This window comes from Acinetobacter sp. R933-2 (assembly GCF_030325485.1).
In the GTDB taxonomy this organism is placed as follows: Bacteria; Pseudomonadota; Gammaproteobacteria; order Pseudomonadales; family Moraxellaceae; genus Acinetobacter; species Acinetobacter sichuanensis.
Genome location: NZ_JACAIJ010000006.1, coordinates 134,110 through 155,802, shown reverse-complemented (window position 1 = coordinate 155,802; position 21,693 = coordinate 134,110). Strand labels below are relative to the sequence as shown.

The following is a 21,693-nucleotide window of genomic DNA, read 5'->3' as shown; positions in this document are numbered from 1 at the left end:
ATTAGCTTTCCAATTTCGAAATATATTCAGTTGCAATATTTCGAGCAACTTGGTCGGTCAGTAAAATCTTTTCGATTGATTCTGCTGAACTATTTTCCATAGCATTCAATGTCTGCTCAACAACTTGTGCGATCTGTAAAAATTGAATTTTTTCAGACAAAAATGCTGCAACCGCAATTTCATTCGCAGCATTTAAAATCGCAGGTGCCAAACCACCCGCTTTCATGGCTTGACGTGCCAATTTTAACGCAGGAAATCTTTCTAAGTCAGGCTCTTGAAAATTCAATTGCGAATGTACAAATAGATCTAAAGGAGGAACATGTGTTTGAATACGCTCAGGCCATGCAAGCGCATGAGCGATTGGTGTACACATATCAGGATTACCCATTTGAGCCAAAGTTGAACCATCTACATATTGAACCATTGAATGAATAATACTTTGTGGATGGACGACAACTGTAACAAATTGTTCTTGAATTGAAAATAAATGACACGCTTCGATAAGCTCTAGCCCTTTATTCATTAAAGTTGCTGAATCTACCGAAATTTTTTGCCCCATAGACCAGTTGGGATGTTTAACCGCTTGAGCAGGGGTAACATGCTGAAGTTGCTCAAAACTATGATTTAAAAATGGACCACCTGAAGCAGTAAGGAGAATTTGCTTTACACCTAACTTCGGCTCACCATTACGCTCTATTTGTAAATAATGTTGAGGCAGACATTGAAAAATTGCATTATGTTCTGAGTCTACAGGCAATAATAAAGCTTGATTTTCATGAGCAGCTTGTAACATCAGATCACCCGACATCACCAAAGCTTCTTTATTTGCCAATAAAACACGCTTACCTGCTTTTACTGCTGCTAAGGTTGGCATCAAACCCGCAGCCCCAACGATTGCAGCCATAACAACATCTACCTCAGCATGTGCTGAAATAGCGATTAAACCTGCTTCATCCGTTAGTATTTCAATTTCTGGTAAATCAGCCTGCTTTAAAAGCTGCTGTAACTCATCTACACGCCCTGAAGGTACAACAACAATTTTTGGTCGATATAGTTTACAAATTTCACTCAATTCTTGAATACGGCTATGTGCTGATACTGCAAAAACTGAATAATTTTCAGGATGTTGTTCTATAACTTTTAAAGTGCTACGACCAATAGACCCCGTAACACCCAAGATACTAACAGATTGTGACATCTACAAATTTACACCAATAAGTTTTAATACATACAACCCTGCTGCAAAAATCGGCGCCGCGGCAAGCAAGGAGTCTATTCGATCTAGTACACCACCATGTCCAGGCAAAATACGTCCCGAATCTTTAATTCCAGCACGACGTTTAATCATAGACTCAAATAAATCGCCAAGCACTGAACTAAATACAGTAATAATAGAGAGAATAAGGAAAAGAATATGTTGAGGAAGCGTGAGTTCTAAGTATCGATATTGCACAAAAATGATAATGATAGCGACGGTAACGATACCACCTACCAAGCCTTCAATAGACTTGTTTGGACTCACATCAGGAGCAAGTTTATGTTTACCAAACTTACGCCCTACGAAATAGGCACCACTGTCTGCCCCCCAAACCAAGAGGAACAAATACATGAGCCACCAAGGCGAGCTATTCCACACACTAAAAATGGCTGTAACCGCAGCACTGATCAAGACCAAACCAACAATATTGAGCGTGGTGTTATACCAACCATCATATTCAGGATAAGATTTAACCCAAAATAAACTGCATAGCCATGTTAAAACTGATGCACTCCATAAAATGAGTGCTAAATCATTAAAATATAAAGCCAAACCAGAAATTAAAGCGGTAAATACCCCAAAAGCAGCTGCCTTTAATTTACGCACAGTCTCAGATTGATGAGGCATAAGTTTAAACCACTCATAACCTGCTGCTCCTGCTGCGATAATCATTAACACTAACATTGGGTATTGAGAAGTTGTGGCAAACATACAAATAAGTACAACTGCAACCAAAACCAATGCGGTAATTATCCGCTCTAACATTATAAATTCTCTATATGCTCTTGTTCAATTTGTTCAGAGGTTTTTCCAAAACGTCGTTCACGACCTGAAAAAACATTAAACGCATCTTCTAATTCTTGGACGGTAAATTCAGGCCATAAAGTTTGAGTAAAATACAACTCAGCATAAGCAGCCTGCCAAAGTAAAAAATTGGATAAGCGGAAATCACCACCTGTTCTGATCAACAAATCAACAGGAGCTAAATCTCCCAAACTGATCATTTGACCAAATAAATCAGCATTAATTTGATTCACATCAATTTTTTCATCTTTTACCAATTGTGCAATTTGTTGGGCTGTATGTGCGATATCCCACATTCCACCATAACTCACTGCAATTGTTAAAGTCATGTGAGCGAACTTAGCAGTCCTTTGTTCAGCATGCAACATTAATTCACATAATTCTGGAGAAAGCCGACTACGGTCACCAATAAATCTTAAAGCAATTTCAAACTTTTCCATGCGTGGAATCTGCTCATGAATTGTCTCTTCTAACAATTTCATTAATAAATCCACTTCATATTGTGGACGATTCCAGTTTTCACTTGAAAAAGCAAAGACAGTCAGTGCTTGCACACCCACTTTGCGACAATGCTCAACAATCGGATCTAGGACACTTTTGCCTTCACGATGCCCATCGCCTTTTTGCAATTGTTTCTTTTTTGCAAAACGATTGTTGCCATCCATGATGATGGCAACATGTTTTGGAAGATGGTTGTCTTCAGATGTGGTCATTATACGTCTTAGACCTTCATCAAATCTGCTTCTTTTGCAGCTAAGCGTTTATCAACTTCAGCAACATATTTATCAGTAATTTTTTGAATGTCATCACCTGCACGACGCTCATCATCTTCAGAAATTTCTTTATCTTTTAATAATGATTTAATATCACCTAAGACGTCACGGCGAATGTTACGAATCGCAACTTTAGCGTTTTCAGCTTCATTACGTGCAACTTTCAACATGTCTTTACGTGTTTCTTCTGTCAATGCTGCCATTGGAACACGAATTGCATCAGCAGTTACAGGGTTCAAACCTAAGTCTGACTCACGAATCGCTTTATCAATTGCATTGACCATTGTACGTTCAAATGGTTGTACCAATAAAGTACGTGAATCTTCCACACCAATGTTTGCAACTTGGTTTAATGGAACATCAGAACCATAATAAGGAACCATAACACCATTGAGGATTGATGGATGCGCACGCCCCGTACGAACTTTTGCAAAACCGTGTTCTAACGAGTCAAGTGACTTGTTCATACGGTCTTCAGCATCTTTCTTAAGATCGTTAATCATATGATCTTCCTTATTTATCAAATATCTATAACGTAAAATTGCAGTAGTATAAAGAGCTTATTCACTCACGTACATTAGTTTGTAACGTGAGTTCCTTCTTTTTCACCCATAACAACTGAAAGCAATGAGCCTGCTTTATTCATATCAAAAACTTGAAGTGGCACATTATGATCACGACATAAACAAATTGCTGTTAAATCCATTACACCTAACTTTTCATCTAAAACTTGATCAAATGTTAAAGTATCGTATTTAACTGCATCGTCATATTTACTTGGATCTTTGTTATAAACGCCATCTACTTTCGTTGCTTTTAAAATTAAGTTTGCTTCGATTTCAATACCACGTAAACATGCTGCCGTATCTGTAGTAAAGAATGGATTACCTGTACCCGCAACAAACACACAAACTTCGCCTTGAGTAAGATGACGAATCGCATCACGACTTGAATAAGACTCAACTACTGCACCAATTGGTAAAGCAGACATTAAACGTGTTTTAATATTACGACGTACTAATGCATCACGTAATGCTAAACCGTTCATTACAGTCGCTAACATCCCCATTTGGTCGCCAGTTACACGTCCAACTAAACCATCTTTTTGCAATTGGCTACCACGATATAAGTTACCACCACCTACAACGATACCAACTTGCACACCTAGACCAACTAAATGTGCAATTGCTAAAGACATTTGATCTAAGACTTGAGCATCAATTCCCATGTCTTTGTTGCCAGCAAGTGCTTCGCCTGATAATTTCAACAAAATACGTTCAAAACGTGGTTTTTTTGAATCTAACATCGTAAAACTCCAACCTCTATACTTTCAATTCTTTTTAAGTTTCAAATTTTTAAGCAGTTTGAATGCGAATTAGTTTTGCAAATAAATCATATTCATCTGCATCCGTAATTTCGACTTCAAGTAAGTCACCTGCTTTAATTAGAGACTTATCAATATCTTCAACAAAAACATTACCATCAATTTCAGGCGCATCAGCATAAGAGCGTGCTACTGCAACAGGAAACTCTTCTTCCAAATCATCAACAAGCACTGTCATGGTTTGACCAATACGTTTTTGCAGTTTTGCTGCAGAAATTGCTTGCTGTACTTCCATAAAGCGTTCATAACGCTCTTGTTTAATCTCTTCTGGTACATGATCTGGTAAGTCATTTGCTGTTGCACCCTCAACTGGTGAGTAAGTGAAGCAACCTACACGATCAAGTTGTGCTTCTTTCAACCAGTCAAGCAACATCACAAAGTCTTCTTCAGTTTCACCTGGAAAACCTACCACAAAAGTTGAACGAATCACCAAATCAGGGCATTTTTCACGCCATAATTTTAAACGCTCTAGTGTATTTTCACTGTGCGCTGGACGCTTCATTAACTTTAAGATACGTGGACTTGCATGCTGAAATGGAATATCCAAATACGGCAGGATTTTTCCTTGAGCCATCAAATCAATAACAGCATCCACATGTGGGTATGGATATACATAATGCAAACGCACCCAAATACCCAATTGACCTAATGCTTCGCACATGTCATAAAATTTAGTTTTTACTGGCTGACCATTCCAGAAGTCCAACTTGTATTTGGTGTCTAAACCATAAGCTGAAGTATCTTGGGAAATGACTAAAACTTCTTTCACACCTGCTTTTTTCAACGCCTGTGCTTCATTTAACACTGAACCCACTGGACGTGAAACTAAATCACCACGCATGCTTGGAATAATGCAGAATGTGCAACGGTGGTTACAACCTTCTGATATTTTCAAATAAGCATAATGTTTTGGTGTTAAACGAATCCCTTGCTCTGGAACAAGGTCAATAAATGGATTATGTTTTGGTGGCTCAGGAACGTACTGATGTACCGCTTCCATCACTTCCTGATATGCCGCTGCACCTGTCACTTTCAAGACATTTGGATGCATCGCACGAATTTTGTCTTCATCTTTACCCAAACAGCCTGTCACAATGACACGACCATTTGCGCTCATGGCTTCGCCAATCGCGTCTAAAGACTCTTGTACTGCAGATTCAATAAAACCACAGGTATTTACAACAACTAAATCTGCACCATCATAATCTGATGCAACATCATAACCTTCAGTCTTTAACTGAGTTAGAATTCGTTCGGAATCTACCAATGCCTTAGGACAACCTAAAGAAACAAAACCGACTTTGGGGGACTTCATGAATCTGCGCTCCACTAGAATCCGCGTATTGTATGTCTTTTCCGAGCATAAAAACAGGTGAAAACCACACTCTTTACAACTTGCACCAAAATATAACCAAACTTTTTATCATTTTTTTACAATGCACCATTTTGGAACACTGATATAATTATTTATCACTTTATGACGAACAGAATAGAAAATAAAAGTGAGTTTTTGCACAATTTTCAAGACCCATGTAAAAAAATTGTGCAACTCAATAAAGTTGGCGTGCATTTTGCTTTATATCAGGACGATTTATCTTAAATTAGTCACCCAATTTATGGGAAAATAAAATGAGGTGCAGATGCCATTGCGCTATTTTAAAACAGGAAAGTTCAGCTAATGGATCAATACCCAAGCATTGACTATCGACTACTTGTGGATAATTTAACCACCGCAATTCTTTTGATCGACTCAGATTTAAATATTTTTTATTTAAACTCATCTTGCGAAGCACTTTTTGACATCAGTTTACTGCGGGCGGCAGGTCAACCTGTCATGAATATTTTACATGCACCCAATGATGGTTTTAACACTTTAGACGCTTTAACCAACTCACTCAAAACAGGTCAAGCTTATACTCGCCGTGAAGCGACTATTAATGTCAACTTTAAAGATATTCATGTAGATTATTCAGTTTCACAAATTAATACTGACAAACCTTATCACCCTTTATTGCTCATTGAACTCAATCCGATTGATCGCATGTTAAAAATTTCTAAAGAAGAAAGTTTAACGCAGCAGCATCAAATCACCCGCCAACTGATTCGGGGCGTTGCACATGAAATTAAAAACCCTTTGGGCGGTATTCGTGGTGCGACTCAACTTCTTGCTCGTAGTTTAAACGACCCGCAATACACCGAGTTTACGGATATTATTATCAGTGAAGTAGATCGTTTAAGAAATCTTGCAGATACGATGTTAGGTTCTCGTCAACTTCCAAGTTATGAGTTGGTGAATGTTCATGAACCTTTGGAACGCGTGCGTTCATTGGTTGCCAACCAAACCAAGAAAAAAATTAAAATTATTCGTGACTATGATCTTTCTCTGCCCGAAGTGAAAGCAGATCGTGATCAGCTTATTCAAGTCATGCTTAATATTTGTGTTAATGCAGTACAAGCAATTACTGAAAATAAAGAATTTTTTGTAGATCATCAACCTGAACTCATTTTACGTACTCGTATTCAACGTCTTGTCACAATCAATGGTGTACTTCATCGCTCAACGATTCGCATTGATATTGAAGACAATGGTATAGGTATTCCACAAGAAGTTGTTGAGTCAATTTTCTATCCTTTAGTGACCACACGTGCGAAAGGAACAGGTTTAGGACTCAGCATTGCCCAAAATATCATGCACCAACATAATGGAATGATTGAATGTCAATCGATTCCTAAAAAAACAGTCTTTAGCTTATATTTACCTTGGGAGTCTAACCATGTCACATAATAAAATCTGGGTGATTGATGATGACCGCGCAATGCGTTGGGTCTTAGAGAAAACCTTCAAAGAAGAAGGTTTTGATGTGACGAGTTTTGAGGAAGCTCAATCTGCTTTAGAGCAACTTCCAACAAATGCACCTGATGTGATTCTGACAGATATTCGCATGCCGGGTATTGATGGGCTCACTTTTCTTGGCAAAGTTAAAGGTAGCTATCCTGACTTACCTGTTATCATCATGACAGCACATTCAGATTTAGAGTCTGCTGTATCAAGTTATCAAACAGGTGCTTTTGAGTACTTACCTAAACCTTTTGATATTGATGAAGCCTTAGCATTGGTAAATCGTGCTATTTTACATATTAATAAACTACAACAACAAGAATCAGCAAAAGCAACACCGATCCAATCGACTGAAATTATTGGTGAATCTCCTGCCATGCAGGAAGTTTTCCGTGCCATTGGACGTTTATCTCAATCGCATATTACAGTATTAATCAATGGTGAATCTGGCACAGGTAAAGAATTAGTTGCGCATGCGCTACATCGTCATTCACCGCGCAGTAGTAAACCATTTATTGCGCTCAATATGGCAGCAATTCCTAAAGACTTGATTGAAACTGAGTTATTTGGTCACGAAAAAGGTGCTTTTACAGGGGCAAATACTCAACGTCAAGGACGTTTTGAACAAGCCAATGGCGGTACATTATTTTTAGATGAAATCGGCGATATGCCATTTGAAACTCAAACACGCTTACTTCGTGTTTTAGCAGATGGTGAGTTTTATCGAGTTGGTGGACATATTCCTGTGCGTGTGGATGTACGTATTGTTGCAGCAACACATCAAGATCTAGAAAAACTTGTCCATGATGGACGTTTCCGTGAAGACTTATATCATCGCCTCAATGTTATTCGCATTCACATTCCAAAACTCTCTCATCGCTCTGAAGATATTCCAATGCTTGCCCAACATTTCTTGGCAAGCGCAGGCAAAGAACTCGGTGTTAGCCCAAAAATCTTACGCCAAGAAACTCAAGATTATATTAAACAGTTACCTTGGCCGGGAAATGTCCGTCAACTAGAAAATACCTGCCGTTGGCTCACAGTGATGATCACGGGACGGGAAGTTTATCCTGAGGACTTGCCTTCTGAGTTAAAACAAATCCCTCTTAATAAAGCCGATGAGCAAAACAAAGCGCAAGGTGGTATTGATCGAATTGCAGTCCATCATTGGGATGAATTACTTGGGCAATGGGCGGTACAAAAGTTAAAAAATGGCGAGATGAAATTACTTGATATTGCCACACCGATGTTTGAACGCACGCTGATTAATGCTGCACTGCAACAAACACGTGGTCGTAAGCGTCATGCAGCAGAATTATTGGGTTGGGGACGTAATACCTTAACTCGTAAACTCAAAGAGTTAGGCATGGACTCTGCTGACGATGATGAAGAAGATGAAAGCAATAAAGCAGTAAATGAATAATTTTTAGCTTTAGACCGTTAAATTTAAGAATAGAAAGCTTTCGGGTTTTCTATTCTTCATCAAGATCATAGAGCATTTCTAAAAACTCATGCAATCCATTCGCAACAAACTTGATATTTTCAAAATAATTTTCACCACTTTCCTCATGCTCTAACTCATGATCCCAATAGTAAATTTTAGATTTAAATTCATCTCTCCAACCCAATAGCAAATGATCACCTCCACCTGTTGAAGCGATTGGCAACATACTTTTAGGATAACGATCACTCATTGCATGTTGTATGCTATCAAATGAATCCTTCCAATCTAACAAACCATAAAAATAATTAATGACCTCATCACCAAAACAATCTAGTGTCGGTCGACCACCATTATGTTGCTTTAGAAACAACTGATATTCTATAGGCAAATCAATTGCATACTCTGTTTGAAATGTTTGAATTTCTTCATCTGTTACCTGAGCATGCGCTAACAAATAAAGTTGGTATTTTAAAAACTTGTTATTTTTCTTCGTTGGATGAGATTTTAAATAAGCCAACTCTTCATCATCTACTGCTAAGCGTTTTATTTCTAACACAATCATGATCACTCTTGATCAATCAATTCTGCATTTAACATCAGATCTTCAAAATTTTTGTACAATTGTCTGATACTCCCTTCATCCAACCAATATTCCCAAATACTCATATCCACTAAATTAAAATAAAGCCGAGTACCCTCTCCTGAACGAGCAAATACAAAAGTTTTTATAAATTGATCTGATTGAGCACTCTGCCAAATTTGTAAATACTCATAAGTACATAGCTCTTGTTTTACTTTAGAAAATAATTTATGAATAGGATACAAATCAATATCATGCGCATTTTTAATATATAAACAATAGTACTCAAACTGCGTTAAAATCTGTAAATAGCGCGTTGGGAATTTAACTTTATACTTTTCTTCAATATTTAAAAATTCTTGAATCATTTTTATATCCTATTATTTTTTTTAAATAAAAAAGGCATGCAATACGCATACCTTCTCTTCACGCTATAACACATCATCAATGCGCAGGCTGAAAACCTAAACGTGCTTCAATCGTGTCATAACACCATTGGAAAATAAAGGTATACACCAAAATACACGAGGTCATGCCCAAATCAAGCAAAATCGCTTGCCAGATACTCATATCCATCGCATATGCCACCATTGGAATGGTCGCCAACATCAAACCACCTTCAAAGCCAATTGCATGCAAAACACGCACACCAATTGTTCTTTTAAACTGATGTTTCTTTTCCAATTTTTCAAAAAAATGGTTGAAAATCATATTCCAGACCACAGATGTAACTGCCATCGCCACCCCTAAAGTTCCCGTCACTTCCATAGGAACTTCAAAAATAAAACTCAATGCAATCGCAATGATCACCAATAAGATGATTTCATAGCTGAGCGCATGAATAATCCTTCTTTTGGAAATCAACATTTTTCAATACTCAAATTTATTCGACAAATGCAATTTTATTTTTATAATAGTGAATAATAAAGTTAGATTCTTTCAATAAAATTGATAGATAGACCCTAAAGTATGAATATCAACCAAGAACAGCTGATAGTTTTTAAAACTGTTATGGAATGTGGCTCTTTTTCTGCGGCTGCACGTAAACTTGCAAAAGTTCCCTCTGCCATCAGCATGTCCATTGCAAATTTAGAAATAGATTTAAATTTAAAACTTTTTGAGCGCATTGGGCGTGAACCTATCCCAACCCCTCAAGCACATGTTTTATATGAAAAAACAGAACAACTTCTGATTGAAATAAATCAATGGAAACAGCAAGCTTTGGCTCTAGCCAATGGCTTAGAAACATCATTGAATATTGTCGTTGTCACCGAGCTTTTACATACCGATTGGACAGAATATATCTCTTTACTCGCTAAGCATTTCCCAACCTTACAAATCAATATTTTTTCTGCACCGCAAGAAGATGCTTTAAAAATGCTGATTAACCAAACCGCACAACTCGCTCTAATGTTTGAACGTGAAATCTTAGAACGTCGTGAACAATTTGTTGAAGTTAAACGTGAAGCTTTAGTGCCTGTTGCTGCACAGCATTTCCCACTTGCACAAAATGACGTGGTGACTTTCGAGGAAATTTTACAAAGTCGGCAAATCGTGGTGGCAAGCCGAGATAAAACCATTAAACCCGAACTCCTGTATTCGAAAAATTACTGGCGAACCGATAATCATCATTTGGCATGTTCAATGATTTTACAAGGCTTAGGTTGGGGCGTTTTACCTTTACAAATTTTTGAGGAAAATAGTCAGTACAAAAAAAATCTCAAAATTTTAAATTTGGCAGATTTTACGCCCAAGTTTGAATATTACGTCGATTTGGTTTGGAATCGTGAAAGTCATTTAGGACAAGCTGCTCGTTTTTTGATTAATCACATCAGAAATCAACGAATTCATACAAAATAATGCATACTAAAACACCAAAACCACTTTCGATGAAATCTCATTGTGTTATAAATAAAGTTACATGTATTTTTTCTAAGAATTAAACAGCAATGACACAATCTGCATTAGAGCAATTAAAACAACTCACCACTATTGTTGCCGACACAGGTGATTTAACTGCCATTCAACAATTTCGCCCTTTAGATGCAACGACCAATCCATCTTTAATTACAGCAGCAGCACAACAGCCTGAAAGTAAAGAATTAATCGAGTCGGCTTATCTACAGGCAAAACAAGAAGGTTATCAAGCAGATTTACTCATTGAGCGCACGATTGATATTTTAACAGTCAAATTAGGTGTTGAAATTTTAAAAATTGTGGAAGGTCGCGTGTCTACCGAAGTTGATGCTGTTCTTTCTTATGACACAGAAGCAACGATTGCTAAAGCCAAAGAATTGTTAGCATTGTACAAAGACTATGGCGTAGATCAAAATCGTATTTTGATCAAAATCGCTTCGACTTGGGAAGGTATTCAAGCAGCCAAAGTACTTGAAGCTGAAGGAATCCATTGTAATTTGACTTTACTCTTTGGTTTACACCAAGCAAAAGCATGTGCTGATGCAAATGTCACCCTTATTTCACCATTTGTGGGTCGTATTTTAGATTGGTATAAAAAAGCTGAAAATGTGGATCACTACACTATTGATAAAGATCCTGGCGTATTGTCAGTGAAACAAATTTATCATTTCTATAAACAGCATGATATTCAAACAGAAGTCATGGGAGCAAGTTTCCGTAGTATTGATCAAGTACTCGGGTTAGCAGGTTGTGACTTATTAACTGTTGCACCGAGTTTATTACAGCAACTTGAACAGGATACGCGTACTGTTGTAGCACAAATTTCTGAAAATCATGCACATGCACACCAAGAGCATACTTATATTGCGCTAGAAAAAGCACAATTTAAACAAGAACTTGAAAATGACCTTATGGCATTTCAATTATTACAATCTGGAATTGATGGTTTTATCAAAGCACGTGAACAATTACAAAGTTTATTGCGTCAGTCTTTTGGTTTAGATGCTGAAATTCAGGCTTAAATAAAGCTAAATTAATTTCTGCATTTTTATGCTCAAAACCGAGTTTAGGCTTATAATCTGACTCGGTTTTTTACCTTTAGATATAAAGTGAGCATCTGGTGTTTGGTATTACAGATATTGTAACGTTTATTATCGGCACAATTTTTATTGTGATTTTACCTGGTCCAAATTCACTTTATGTTATGTCTATTGCATCGCGCTTTGGAATTAAAATTGGTTATTTGGCAGCACTAGGTGTTTTTACTGGCGATTTAATTTTAATTTTATGTACTGTTCTAGGCGCAGCATCTTTACTACATAATTTCCCTTGGCTATTTATTTTATTAAAAATCATTGGTGCAGCTTATTTATCTTATTTAGGTATTCGCTTAATTATTGCGAGTTATCATACTTGGTTAAATACTCACGCTCAAAATATTGAAGCTTCAACCTCTACAACACAAAAGAATATTCATCCCTTTAGAAGTGCATTGACCATTAGCTTACTGAATCCTAAAGCAATTTTCTTTTATTTGTCTTTTTTTATTCAGTTTGTAGACCCTGACTATACTCATCCTGCACTTAGTTTTTCGATTCTTTCGATTGTGGTGCAAATCACCAGTATGGCATATTTAAGTATTCTCATTTTTTCTGGCGTTAAATTGGCACATTTTTTTAACCGTCGTTATAAAATTGCAGCCATTGGCGTTGCCGCAGTTGGATTACTGTTTTGTGGCTTTGGCTTAAAACTGGCTTTTTCAACAATGTAAGTGCCTAAAAATAATAAATATTCACAATGTGAGAATTTTTCATGTAAAGCCTGTTTTTGCAACTCTCCCAAAGGTGTATGATTTACACACTTTTTCGCTCAACTCAAATCTTCGCAACGGATTATGCAAAAACTTCTTCAAGATTTCTCGATCCCCGCTGTCTTCGCAGGCTTTATTACCTTTCTGGTTGGTATTAGTGTTTCTTCAGTCTTGGTTATTCAAGCTGCTCAACTACTTGGTGCAACACAAGCACAAATCACTTCATGGTTTTGGGCTTTAGGCTTAGCAATTGGTTCATGTGGATTATTTTTATCTTGGAAATTTAAATATCCTGTTGCTACGTCATGGTCTACTGCGGGTTTAGCACTTATTCTTGCTTCAGGCAGTGGCTATACACTCTATGAAGCCATTGGCGCTTTTTTAGTGTGTGGGCTACTGACTGCAATTTTAGGTTTTTTAGGCATTTTTGAAAAAGTACTGACTTATATTCCTCAAAGCTTAACCAGCGCTATGCTTGCAGGTGTATTACTTAAATTTGGTATAGAAATATTTGCCAGTATGGAAGCAAATTGGGGATTTATTCTTTCCATTTTAGCGATTTACATCATCAGTAAACGTCTATTTCCACGCTACTGTATCGTTATTACCGTTATTTTAGGTGTCATGATTTGCCCATTGTTTATGCAGTTTAAAAGCGCAAATATTCACCTCGCTTTAGCACAACCAATTTGGATGAAACCTGAGTTTACTTGGTCTGCTTTATTTGGTTTAGCCTTACCTTTGTTTGTCATTAACATGGCATCGCAATATCTTCCAGGGCTTGCCATGATTAAAAGTTACGGCTATGAACCCCACGTAAAACACTTAATTGGTTGGACAGGTTTCGTCCAAACCATTCTTGCACCTTTTGGCTGTTTTAGTGTCAATATTGCTGCGATTAGTGCTGCGATTAGTTTAGATGATCAAGTACATCCCGACCCTAAAAAACGTTATATCGCAGGCATGAGTTGTGGTATTTTCTATATCATTATGGGCTTATTTGCAGCCACACTCACCAGTATTTTAATGTCCTTTCCTCACCTATTTATTACAGCTCTAGCAGGTATTGCATTATTTGGTACTATCGGACATAACATTTCAATTGCTTTTACCAATATTGAAGACCGTGAAGCAGCATTACTCACCTTTTTATTTAGTGCCTCAGGTGTACAATTCTTTGGTATAGGCTCAGCATTTTGGGGCTTACTGTTTGGCTTAGCTGTTTCTATGATTTTAAAATTTAGAACTAAAGCATAATTTTATCAAGGTGTTATATTACATCAATACAACACCTGAATGTTTTATGTTTAACCTAGCTCATCTTCAATTTCATATTCGTCAAATAAAGCCCAAACTTGTGATAAAAAAGGTTCTGGCAAACCATCCTCAAATTTTGAACTGCGTGTTAAATGCTTTCCTTCTAACACTTGCAACATTTTTTCAGGTATTTCCTGTTGTATTTCAATCTCAGCATATTCAGTGACCCAATTATATTCATCATGATCATGACTTGGGTCATAAGCAAAGTTTTGATTTTTCCAAAAACCGTTCAGATATTTTTGTTCTAACTGCTGTAAATAATCATAACTTTCAATTGACCAGCTTGCTTTTTCTAATACTTCTTCACGATTTTTATATTGCTTTAAATAACGTACTCCGCTCATCCAATAGATCGCTAAAATTACCGCTTGATCAACTTCAGCATGATCTAAAATCCAGTTCAGTAAATATTGGTTTCCATCCCAATTAGAACTAATCACAGATTGATAAATATCTTCAGGTGTCGCCTGTTGTAAAAAGTTAAGCCAAATCTGATCTATTAGATCAGTAAAAACTGCATTTGATATTTTTTTCATCGCTTTCTAAGTTTATTTAAAAATTCTCAGCAAGATTATAAACAAAAAAAAAGCTTATCCTAGGATGGATAAGCTGGAAAAATTGAACAAAGAAACAACAACGAGAAACTGATCACTATTTTAATTTTCGAACATGATTTAAACAAATACATTAAAACAATAATAAAAAACCTCAGTTTTCTTAAATTATTGTGACAATGTAGAGTAGCACGATGTCGAATCTTAAAAAGCAATAAAGACTAAGACATAAAATTCATTTTTCAGTCATTTGATGGCTTATATTCGACTTTAGTTTTAAATTTCAGGATATTGACCTGTACCTTCTGGCCACGGTGAAAGTAGCTCAAAACCTGTCTCTGTCACATAAACCATATGTTCCCATTGCGCGGATAATGAACGATCCATTGTGATCACAGTCCAACCATCTTTTAACTCTTTTACGCGCGCTTTACCTGCATTAACCATAGGTTCAATGGTAAAAACCATTCCAGTTTTCAGCTTTAAACCTTGTCCTGGTTGACCATAATGCAGCACGTTTGGTTGCTCATGATAAACTTTACCAATCCCATGACCGCAATATTCACGAACAATACTATAACCTTCACGATGTGCAACGCTTTGGATTGCATAGCCAACATCACCTAAAGTTGCCCCTGGTTTTACAGCATGAATACCCGCTACCATCGCCTCATAAGTCGTTTCGACTAGCTTTTTCGCAGCAGGACTGACATTTCCGACGTAGTACATACGACTGGTATCACCAAAATAACCATCTTTAATAATCGCAACATCAATATTGATAATATCACCATCATTTAAAATGGTTGTTGCGGATGGAATCCCATGACAAACCACTTCATTTGGAGAAATGCATGTGGTTTTTGTATAACCATAGTAGCCAACATTCGCAGGAATGACCTTCAAAGTATTCACAATAAAATCATTGCAAATATTATCTAAATATTCGGTACTTACACCTGGTTTAACATATTGACCTATCATTTCTAAAACCTGAGCAGCCAAACGTCCAGACACTCTTAGTTTTTCAATGTCCTGTTCGGTTTTAATCGTGATAGTAGAAGCTTTCATGTCATCCGCCCTCAAATGTAAGCCACCATTATAGGCGCTATAGAAAAAAAATGGACAAATAGAACGATGAAATTAAATCATTGTATTGAGTCAATTATGCAAATAAATCACTTAAAATATCGAAGTGAATTGCCATTAAAAACAAAATAATTCAAATATTTAAAATCTTATTTTTTTTGAATTTTATTAAAAAGCACATTGTTTTCATTAAGATAACTTAACCTTTTTCCTGAATTTCCCGCCCTTATATAATTTTTTTTAATAAGGTTCATAAAATAAAATACAAAAAGCTCGACTTTTCCCCTAAAATCTACGGTTTTTGTAATCCTAACTCTCCTATGACAAGTCTTCGTACTAAGGATATTATTGCTTTAGGGTTTATGACTTTCGCCTTATTTATTGGGGCGGGCAATATTATCTTTCCACCTATTGTTGCGCAACAAGCGGGTGAACATGTTTGGTTAGCAGCATTTGGTTTCTTAATCACTGCTGTTGGTTTACCCGTGATTACTATCATGGCACTTTCTAAAACTGAAGGTTCAATTGCACTTTTAAGTTCACCTTTAGGAAAAGTTGCAAGTTTAATTTTAACTGTAGTTTGCTATTTATCTGTTGGACCACTCTTTGCAACACCACGTACTGCAACAGTTTCCTATGAAATCGGATTTTCATCCTATTTTGGTAACTCAAGCTATAGTTTGATGATTTACAGTATCATCTATTTTGCAGTTGTGACTTTAGTTTCACTATATCCCAATAAACTGCTAGATACAGTAGGTCACGTCCTCGCACCGTTAAAAATTATTTCTTTAGCAATCTTAGGGATTGCAGCAGTAATGATTCCTGCGGGCTTTACCCCCCCTGCTATTGATGGCTATATTACAAGTCCTGTTTCTGAAGGCTTTGTGAATGGTTATCTCACGATGGATACATTAGGCGCTTTGGTTTTTGGTATTGTCATTATTCATGCCATTCATTCACGTGGTGTGACTGATAAAAAACTGGTGACTAAATATGCAATCATTGCAAGTTTAATTTCAGGCGTAGGGCTTACATTAGTTTACTTAAGTTTATTTAAGCTAGGCTTAGGAAGCCATGAAGTTGCACCAAATGCAACCAATGGTGCCGTTATTTTACATGCTTATGTACAACATGCTTTTGGCGATCTTGGTGCTTTATTCCTGACAGCTTTGATTTTTCTGGCTTGTATGGTGACTGCAATTGGCTTGACTTGTGCATGTGCTGAATATTTCGCCCAACTTACTAAAATTCCTTATAAAGTTTTAGTATTTATCCTCGTTTTATTCTCTTTAATTATCTCTAATCTTGGTTTAACAAAACTGATCGCTGTGTCTGTCCCTGTACTCAGTGCAATTTATCCACCTGCAATTGTGGTGATCATGTTGAGCTTTTTTTGGAAATATTTTAATCGTCCAAGTTTAGTGATTGCGCCCGTAACTGCTGTTGCTTTTGTCTTTGGTATTATTGAAGGAATCAAAGTGACTTCTTTTGCCAATATTTTACCTGATGCAATTCAACATCTACCTTTAAATCAGCAAAATCTGGCTTGGTTACTGCCTTCTTGTGCCATTTTAATTATCTTTGTTGCAATCGACAGACTTAAAAAATAGATCTTTTAATGTTTGTTATTAAAATCTTATTTTACCCAAATAGAGATTTTAACAGTACACAATAAACGTTACATTTACCCAATGAGCTTTTATTGTTTGCAACAAGATCAAACAAAAAATGCAATACAATATCATGATTTTTATAAATATTACCTAATAATACAACATTCGTCTTTTGTCTAATTAGCACTTTTCATTCTCTTTATTATGTTGTACTTTTATATAAGTTTTATATAAGTTCAGCAGACTATTTATCTCAGAAATGATATTTATGGTTAAAATTTAACCTATTTTAAAAATAAATGACCTAATGTAATATTGTCATAAATATGTCACATTTATTTAGGATAATAGAGATATTTGCATTCGAAATAATAATTTGCTATGGTAAGGATCAACCAAGCAATTCAGACTAAAACAATGGGGTTTTTGTCGAGCAGACAGGAGGGATGAGGATGTTATCATTACATTCAAATAAGCAAGTCTTCATTAATTCTTTGAAGGCTAACAAAAAACTGGTCATTTACTTAAGCACAACTTTAGCTTTGATGACTATTCTATTTTTACATGGTCTCGTTCAAGGCAACTTAAAACCTGAGTTTTTTGTATATGCTTTATTCGTTTCTGCCGCATTTTGTCTATGGGAATTGATCGACCACAAAACCCGTAAATCAGCCAAAGCAGCAAGTATTAAATAAAAGATGGATGCTCAGCATCCATCTTTTTTGAAGTAAAAGTATTCTACAAATTGCATCTAATTTTAAAAATAAAAACTGAAGATCACACCCAAAACTAAAATACCAGTTGCCAATACCTCCCCCAAAACCAAAAGTATCATCGCACTTGTCATCAACCAGTTAGGTAAACTTTTTTTCCCCATTTTATGTGGCTGTTTAAATTGGTTTGTCGTATCTTTTAACCAACCATGTACGACATAACTTGCAATCGAAAAAGTAAAAAAAATCAAATTAATCAGTACACAAAGTAAATTAATCAATGCTGACCAAATCGAAAAGTATGCAAGCACAGCTAAAATCAACGTTGCTGGTGCATAAAGCAAGCTACTTCGATGTGCAATATCCACATAATAGTGCGCACGTGATTGTTCAGAATTACGGATTTGTGCATACTTCCATACGCCTGTCAGCATGCCCACCCAAAGATATAAACCACTAAAAATAATTGCGAACTTAACCGCATTTGAAAATTGCATTACATCCATTATTGACTTAACTACCCTATTCCATTTTCTTGTAGTGTACCCATGTTCTCATTTATTTTTTGACTCTCTAGTCATAATTTAATCAAGTTTCTTTTTAGAACTTGTATATTGTAGAAACAAGTTCATAATTATTTTTGAATCAATCATGCAAAACTCTGAAAAACTCAATATTACTTGTAAAGATGGTTATACTTTAAGTGCAACCTTTTACGAAAATACGCAAAAAAATCAAAACTTACCTATTTTAATTTGCCCCGCTACAGGGATTGTGCAAAGCTTTTATCGCTCTTTTGCTGAATGGTTAGCAGAACAAGGCTATCAAGTTATGGTCTTTGATTTTCGTGGTATTGGTGCTTCATTACATGGTCCATTAAAAAAATCTCAAGCAAGTATTCAAGATTGGGGACAGCTTGATATTCCTGCTGCCATTGATGCACTTTTGGTCAAAACACAAAAAAAACAAGTCATTCTTGTTGGGCATAGTGCAGGTGGTCAACTCCTTGGAATCGCCCCTAATTATGCAAAAGTCGCAAAAGTCATTGCAATTTCAGGCTCAACTGGACATGTCAAAGGCTTGAAAGGTCGCACCAAACAACTTGCACCTGTTATGTTTAATATTATTTTTCCAATTTCGAGTTTTTTTAAAGGCTACGGCGCAACAAAAATGATGGGAATGGGTGAAAATTTACCGAAAAATGTTGCAAAACAATGGGCTCAATTTTGTAGCCGTCCAGGTTATGTAGAGAATGCTTTAGGTAAAACAATTTTTGAAGATTATCATCAAAATATTACCTGCCCTATTTCGGTCTATTGGTCATCAGATGATGAAATCGCAACTGAAGCCAATGTTAAAGATCTCCTACGCCTTTATCCAAATGCTAAAACAACAATGCATGAACTCGTTCCACAAGATTTAGGGCATAAATCTATCGGACATATGCTGATGTTCAAAAAATCACATCAAAATATTTGGTCAATGATTGAAAAAGAAATAGCCGCTTAAACCAGTTTCAACACTGAATGCTGTAATCCTCGTTCAGTGTCTTTTTATTCTTACAAAAAATGCCTCATTATTGAGGCATTTTTATTTTATTTAACCTAATCAATCAGGTCGAGTAATTTTAACGGTTTTAATGCGATTTTCATCCATTTCTAAAACCTCAAAATCAACACCTTCTTGGACAATATGCGTTCCAACTTTGACATTACCCTGAGTTTTATCAAAAATTAAACCAGCCACACTAAAATAGTCTGAATCTTCTTGAACTAAATCGACTGTTTCTAGCTCTAATTCAAGTTGATACAAGTCAAGCATTCCCGATGCTCTCCATGTTGTGTCATCAACTTTCACCAGTTCAAGCTGTTCATCTGCATCAGGAAACTCACCCGCAATGGCTTCAAACACATCTAATGGTGAAATCAAACCTTGAATATTACCAAACTCATTCGTGACTAAAACCAGTGAACCTTTTGAAGTACGCAAAGTATGAATTGCATCAATCACCTTCATTTTTTCAAAAATAAAAATTGGGCGCTGACGCTTCAATAACGCTTGCAATTGTTCAGGTTCATCCAAAGCATCTATTAGCTCTTTTGCACGTACAATCGTTACGACTTTATCTAACTGACCACGACATACAGGAAATAAACTATGTGGCACAGACAAAATTTGATTTCGAATACTCTCAGCATCATCCTCTAAATTTACCCAAGAAATTTGATTTCGAGGTGTCATAATAGAGGCAACACTACGTTCAGCAAGTGTTAAAACCCCTCCCACCATATAACGTTCTTCATCTACAAAGGCTTTTTTCGCTTCTATGGTTTCAGGCGATGCTGACACATCTGTATCTAACTTACTTCCCATAAGCTTTAAAATAGAATCTGCTGTACGGTGACGTAAAGGAATTTTTGCTTTATGTTTTTCAGCATTTCGGTTACTAAATTGGTTAAATGCTTCGATTAAAATCGCAACACCAATACCTGAATAGATATACCCTTTTGGAATATGGAAACCAAAACCTTCTGCAATTAGACTAATACCAATTAACAATAAGAAACTTAAACATAGAATGACAACAGTTGGATGTCTATTTACAAATGCAGTTAATGACTTTGAAGCCAACAACATCACAGCCATAGCAACAACCATAGCAACCATCATCACATAAATATTATCCACCATACCAATGGCAGTAATTACAGAGTCTAAAGAGAACACTGCATCTAAAATGACGATTTGAGCAACAACAGCTGTAAAACTTGCATAGACAACATTACTGGTGACATGAACTTCTGGCTTGCCTTCCATTTTTTCATGTAATTCTGTCACGGCTTTATAGACTAAGAAAAGTCCGCCAAATAAAAGAATTAAATCACGACCTGAGAAGGTCTTATCGAAAACCGTAATAAGAGGTTGAGTTAACGTAACTAACCATGAGATTGCAAATAACAATCCTAAACGCATGATTAAAGCGAGAGAAAGACCAATAACACGTGCTTTATCACGTTTTTCAGGCGGTAATTTTTCAGCTAGAATGGCAATAAATACGAGGTTATCAATACCTAAAACAATTTCTAAAACAATTAGAGTGAGTAGACCTACCCAAATACCAGGATCTAATAAAAATTCCATTATTAGATCTCCTGCTCTTTATTCTTATTCATTATACAAAACTTAAATTTTAACCTACACGGCGACGGATCCATGAATGAGACCTTTTCAACTATATTGCTCTTAATTATGCACAATCTAGATATTTTGTAATTATTTTTTTTATTATTTTACAAATAAAAATAAATTTCGTGTTTTATCACCAAATTAAAATTCAAAAAAATAAATAGTTTCATTTAATTAAATAAGTAAAATTGATTTAGAATGATCTAATATTTTATTTCAAGCCCTTGTATTCTAATTCTATAAATTTAATAAATATATGTGTTTTTATTTTTTATGACATTTTAGACAGAAATTTTTGTTTGTAAAGCCAAGTCTAAGAGTACCTTTTTTTAATTAAAATATCACACGAACATGATTGATATTTCACCCACATTATTTTAATGAAGTATTCATGTATAAGTGAAGT

At 36.0% G+C, this 21,693-nt stretch carries 22 protein-coding genes; 9 read left to right on the top strand and 13 right to left on the bottom strand.

Annotated features, from left to right (window positions below):
* Position 1: 1 nt before the first annotated feature.
* The 6 genes from ispC to rimO form a co-directional block, all read right to left on the bottom strand.
* Positions 2-1,198 carry a 1-deoxy-D-xylulose-5-phosphate reductoisomerase gene (gene ispC / locus HX005_RS09035; protein ID WP_286377095.1) on the bottom strand — a complete coding sequence of 399 codons (1,197 nt, stop codon included), beginning with the start codon at positions 1,196-1,198 and terminating at the stop codon, positions 2-4.
* Entirely contained in the window at positions 1,199-2,023 is an 825-nt protein-coding gene (locus HX005_RS09030; RefSeq protein WP_107009259.1) for a phosphatidate cytidylyltransferase, read from the bottom strand.
* On the bottom strand, positions 2,023-2,775 hold the full coding sequence (uppS, locus tag HX005_RS09025) for a polyprenyl diphosphate synthase (RefSeq protein ID WP_107009258.1): 753 nt from the start codon (positions 2,773-2,775) through the stop codon (positions 2,023-2,025). Before uppS ends, HX005_RS09030 begins: the two co-directional genes overlap by 1 nt.
* Positions 2,776-2,783: 8 nt before the next feature.
* Positions 2,784-3,338, bottom strand: a complete 555-nt coding sequence (frr, locus tag HX005_RS09020; protein ID WP_107009257.1) for a ribosome recycling factor — start codon at positions 3,336-3,338, stop codon at positions 2,784-2,786.
* Between the two features lie 74 nt (positions 3,339-3,412).
* The gene (pyrH, locus tag HX005_RS09015; RefSeq protein ID WP_004696558.1) at positions 3,413-4,141 is read right to left on the bottom strand and encodes a UMP kinase; all 729 of its coding nucleotides are present in this window, start codon (positions 4,139-4,141) and stop codon (positions 3,413-3,415) included.
* A gap of 49 nt (positions 4,142-4,190) precedes the next feature.
* Positions 4,191-5,534 (bottom strand): 30S ribosomal protein S12 methylthiotransferase RimO, encoded by a 1,344-nt coding sequence (rimO, locus tag HX005_RS09010; RefSeq protein ID WP_286377094.1) that lies wholly within the window; start codon positions 5,532-5,534, stop codon positions 4,191-4,193.
* 363 nt (positions 5,535-5,897) lie between these two features.
* On the opposite strand from rimO, the gene glnL reads away from it, so the two are divergent.
* The gene (gene glnL / locus HX005_RS09005) at positions 5,898-7,004 is read left to right on the top strand and encodes a nitrogen regulation protein NR(II) (protein WP_107009255.1); all 1,107 of its coding nucleotides are present in this window, start codon (positions 5,898-5,900) and stop codon (positions 7,002-7,004) included.
* On the top strand, positions 6,994-8,481 hold the full coding sequence (glnG, locus tag HX005_RS09000) for a nitrogen regulation protein NR(I) (RefSeq protein ID WP_286377093.1): 1,488 nt from the start codon (positions 6,994-6,996) through the stop codon (positions 8,479-8,481). The genes glnL and glnG overlap by 11 nt, the downstream gene beginning before the upstream one ends.
* Before the next feature lie 49 nt (positions 8,482-8,530).
* On the opposite strand, the gene HX005_RS08995 is transcribed toward glnG, so the two are convergent.
* The 3 genes from HX005_RS08995 to aceI all read right to left on the bottom strand — a co-directional run bounded on the left by HX005_RS08995 (position 8,531) and on the right by aceI (position 9,949).
* Positions 8,531-9,064 (bottom strand): SMI1/KNR4 family protein, encoded by a 534-nt coding sequence (locus HX005_RS08995; RefSeq protein WP_286377092.1) that lies wholly within the window; start codon positions 9,062-9,064, stop codon positions 8,531-8,533.
* A 2-nt stretch (positions 9,065-9,066) separates the two neighbouring features.
* Positions 9,067-9,450, bottom strand: coding sequence for an SMI1/KNR4 family protein (locus tag HX005_RS08990; RefSeq protein ID WP_286377091.1), 384 nt, complete (start codon positions 9,448-9,450; stop codon positions 9,067-9,069).
* Positions 9,451-9,526: 76 nt separating this feature from the next.
* Positions 9,527-9,949 (bottom strand): chlorhexidine efflux PACE transporter AceI, encoded by a 423-nt coding sequence (aceI, locus tag HX005_RS08985; RefSeq protein WP_130073841.1) that lies wholly within the window; start codon positions 9,947-9,949, stop codon positions 9,527-9,529.
* A 102-nt stretch (positions 9,950-10,051) separates the two neighbouring features.
* On the opposite strand from aceI, the gene aceR reads away from it, so the two are divergent.
* The 4 genes from aceR (at position 10,052) to HX005_RS08965 (ending at position 14,066) form a co-directional block, all read left to right on the top strand.
* The gene (aceR, locus tag HX005_RS08980; RefSeq protein ID WP_286377090.1) at positions 10,052-10,942 is read left to right on the top strand and encodes an HTH-type transcriptional regulator AceR; all 891 of its coding nucleotides are present in this window, start codon (positions 10,052-10,054) and stop codon (positions 10,940-10,942) included.
* 89 nt (positions 10,943-11,031) lie between these two features.
* Entirely contained in the window at positions 11,032-12,021 is a 990-nt protein-coding gene (gene tal / locus HX005_RS08975; RefSeq protein WP_286377089.1) for a transaldolase, read from the top strand.
* A gap of 98 nt (positions 12,022-12,119) precedes the next feature.
* Positions 12,120-12,770 carry a leucine efflux protein LeuE gene (leuE, locus tag HX005_RS08970; RefSeq protein WP_286377088.1) on the top strand — a complete coding sequence of 217 codons (651 nt, stop codon included), beginning with the start codon at positions 12,120-12,122 and terminating at the stop codon, positions 12,768-12,770.
* Between the two features lie 123 nt (positions 12,771-12,893).
* Positions 12,894-14,066, top strand: coding sequence for a benzoate/H(+) symporter BenE family transporter (locus tag HX005_RS08965; protein WP_107009247.1), 1,173 nt, complete (start codon positions 12,894-12,896; stop codon positions 14,064-14,066).
* Between the two features lie 50 nt (positions 14,067-14,116).
* Here HX005_RS08965 and HX005_RS08960 read toward each other — a convergent pair whose 3' ends face one another.
* Both HX005_RS08960 and map read right to left on the bottom strand, forming a co-directional pair.
* Entirely contained in the window at positions 14,117-14,665 is a 549-nt protein-coding gene (locus HX005_RS08960) for a DUF4274 domain-containing protein (RefSeq protein ID WP_286377087.1), read from the bottom strand.
* A 294-nt stretch (positions 14,666-14,959) separates the two neighbouring features.
* Complete coding sequence (map, locus tag HX005_RS08955) at positions 14,960-15,754, bottom strand: type I methionyl aminopeptidase (RefSeq protein WP_286377086.1); 795 nt, start codon at positions 15,752-15,754, stop codon at positions 14,960-14,962.
* Positions 15,755-16,092: 338 nt separating this feature from the next.
* Between map and brnQ the strand changes: the two genes are divergently transcribed.
* Together brnQ and HX005_RS08945 are read left to right on the top strand one after the other, a co-directional pair.
* Positions 16,093-17,385: a branched-chain amino acid transport system II carrier protein gene (brnQ, locus tag HX005_RS08950; RefSeq protein WP_286377085.1), complete on the top strand. Its 1,293-nt coding sequence runs from the start codon at positions 16,093-16,095 to the stop codon at positions 17,383-17,385.
* Between the two features lie 455 nt (positions 17,386-17,840).
* Complete coding sequence (locus tag HX005_RS08945) at positions 17,841-18,083, top strand: hypothetical protein (protein WP_107009243.1); 243 nt, start codon at positions 17,841-17,843, stop codon at positions 18,081-18,083.
* A 62-nt stretch (positions 18,084-18,145) separates the two neighbouring features.
* Here HX005_RS08945 and HX005_RS08940 read toward each other — a convergent pair whose 3' ends face one another.
* Positions 18,146-18,607 (bottom strand): hypothetical protein, encoded by a 462-nt coding sequence (locus HX005_RS08940; RefSeq protein WP_286377084.1) that lies wholly within the window; start codon positions 18,605-18,607, stop codon positions 18,146-18,148.
* A gap of 145 nt (positions 18,608-18,752) precedes the next feature.
* Here HX005_RS08940 and HX005_RS08935 point away from each other — a divergent pair, with 145 nt between their 5' ends.
* Entirely contained in the window at positions 18,753-19,610 is an 858-nt protein-coding gene (locus HX005_RS08935) for an alpha/beta hydrolase family protein (protein ID WP_286377083.1), read from the top strand.
* A gap of 99 nt (positions 19,611-19,709) precedes the next feature.
* Here the strand turns inward: HX005_RS08935 and HX005_RS08930 are convergent, their stop codons facing one another.
* A complete protein-coding gene (locus tag HX005_RS08930) occupies positions 19,710-21,242 on the bottom strand; it encodes a TerC family protein (RefSeq protein ID WP_286377082.1) in 1,533 nt (510 codons plus the stop codon).
* Positions 21,243-21,693: the final 451 nt, after the last annotated feature.

Coding starts and splice junctions, on each gene's coding strand:
- tal (WP_286377089.1), top strand. CDS start 11,032: ATGACACAATCTGCATTAGAGCAATTAAAACAACTCACCACTATTGTT.
- HX005_RS08945 (WP_107009243.1), top strand. CDS start 17,841: ATGTTATCATTACATTCAAATAAGCAAGTCTTCATTAATTCTTTGAAG.
- frr (WP_107009257.1), bottom strand. CDS start 3,338: ATGATTAACGATCTTAAGAAAGATGCTGAAGACCGTATGAACAAGTCA.
- rimO (WP_286377094.1), bottom strand. CDS start 5,534: ATGAAGTCCCCCAAAGTCGGTTTTGTTTCTTTAGGTTGTCCTAAGGCA.
- HX005_RS08995 (WP_286377092.1), bottom strand. CDS start 9,064: ATGATTGTGTTAGAAATAAAACGCTTAGCAGTAGATGATGAAGAGTTG.
- brnQ (WP_286377085.1), top strand. CDS start 16,093: ATGACAAGTCTTCGTACTAAGGATATTATTGCTTTAGGGTTTATGACT.
- HX005_RS08930 (WP_286377082.1), bottom strand. CDS start 21,242: ATGGAATTTTTATTAGATCCTGGTATTTGGGTAGGTCTACTCACTCTA.
- glnG (WP_286377093.1), top strand. CDS start 6,994: ATGTCACATAATAAAATCTGGGTGATTGATGATGACCGCGCAATGCGT.
- HX005_RS08940 (WP_286377084.1), bottom strand. CDS start 18,607: ATGGATGTAATGCAATTTTCAAATGCGGTTAAGTTCGCAATTATTTTT.
- aceI (WP_130073841.1), bottom strand. CDS start 9,949: ATGTTGATTTCCAAAAGAAGGATTATTCATGCGCTCAGCTATGAAATC.
- HX005_RS08935 (WP_286377083.1), top strand. CDS start 18,753: ATGCAAAACTCTGAAAAACTCAATATTACTTGTAAAGATGGTTATACT.
- HX005_RS08990 (WP_286377091.1), bottom strand. CDS start 9,450: ATGATTCAAGAATTTTTAAATATTGAAGAAAAGTATAAAGTTAAATTC.
- HX005_RS08965 (WP_107009247.1), top strand. CDS start 12,894: ATGCAAAAACTTCTTCAAGATTTCTCGATCCCCGCTGTCTTCGCAGGC.
- HX005_RS09030 (WP_107009259.1), bottom strand. CDS start 2,023: ATGTTAGAGCGGATAATTACCGCATTGGTTTTGGTTGCAGTTGTACTT.
- HX005_RS08960 (WP_286377087.1), bottom strand. CDS start 14,665: ATGAAAAAAATATCAAATGCAGTTTTTACTGATCTAATAGATCAGATT.
- aceR (WP_286377090.1), top strand. CDS start 10,052: ATGAATATCAACCAAGAACAGCTGATAGTTTTTAAAACTGTTATGGAA.
- map (WP_286377086.1), bottom strand. CDS start 15,754: ATGAAAGCTTCTACTATCACGATTAAAACCGAACAGGACATTGAAAAA.
- glnL (WP_107009255.1), top strand. CDS start 5,898: ATGGATCAATACCCAAGCATTGACTATCGACTACTTGTGGATAATTTA.
- uppS (WP_107009258.1), bottom strand. CDS start 2,775: ATGACCACATCTGAAGACAACCATCTTCCAAAACATGTTGCCATCATC.
- ispC (WP_286377095.1), bottom strand. CDS start 1,198: ATGTCACAATCTGTTAGTATCTTGGGTGTTACGGGGTCTATTGGTCGT.
- pyrH (WP_004696558.1), bottom strand. CDS start 4,141: ATGTTAGATTCAAAAAAACCACGTTTTGAACGTATTTTGTTGAAATTA.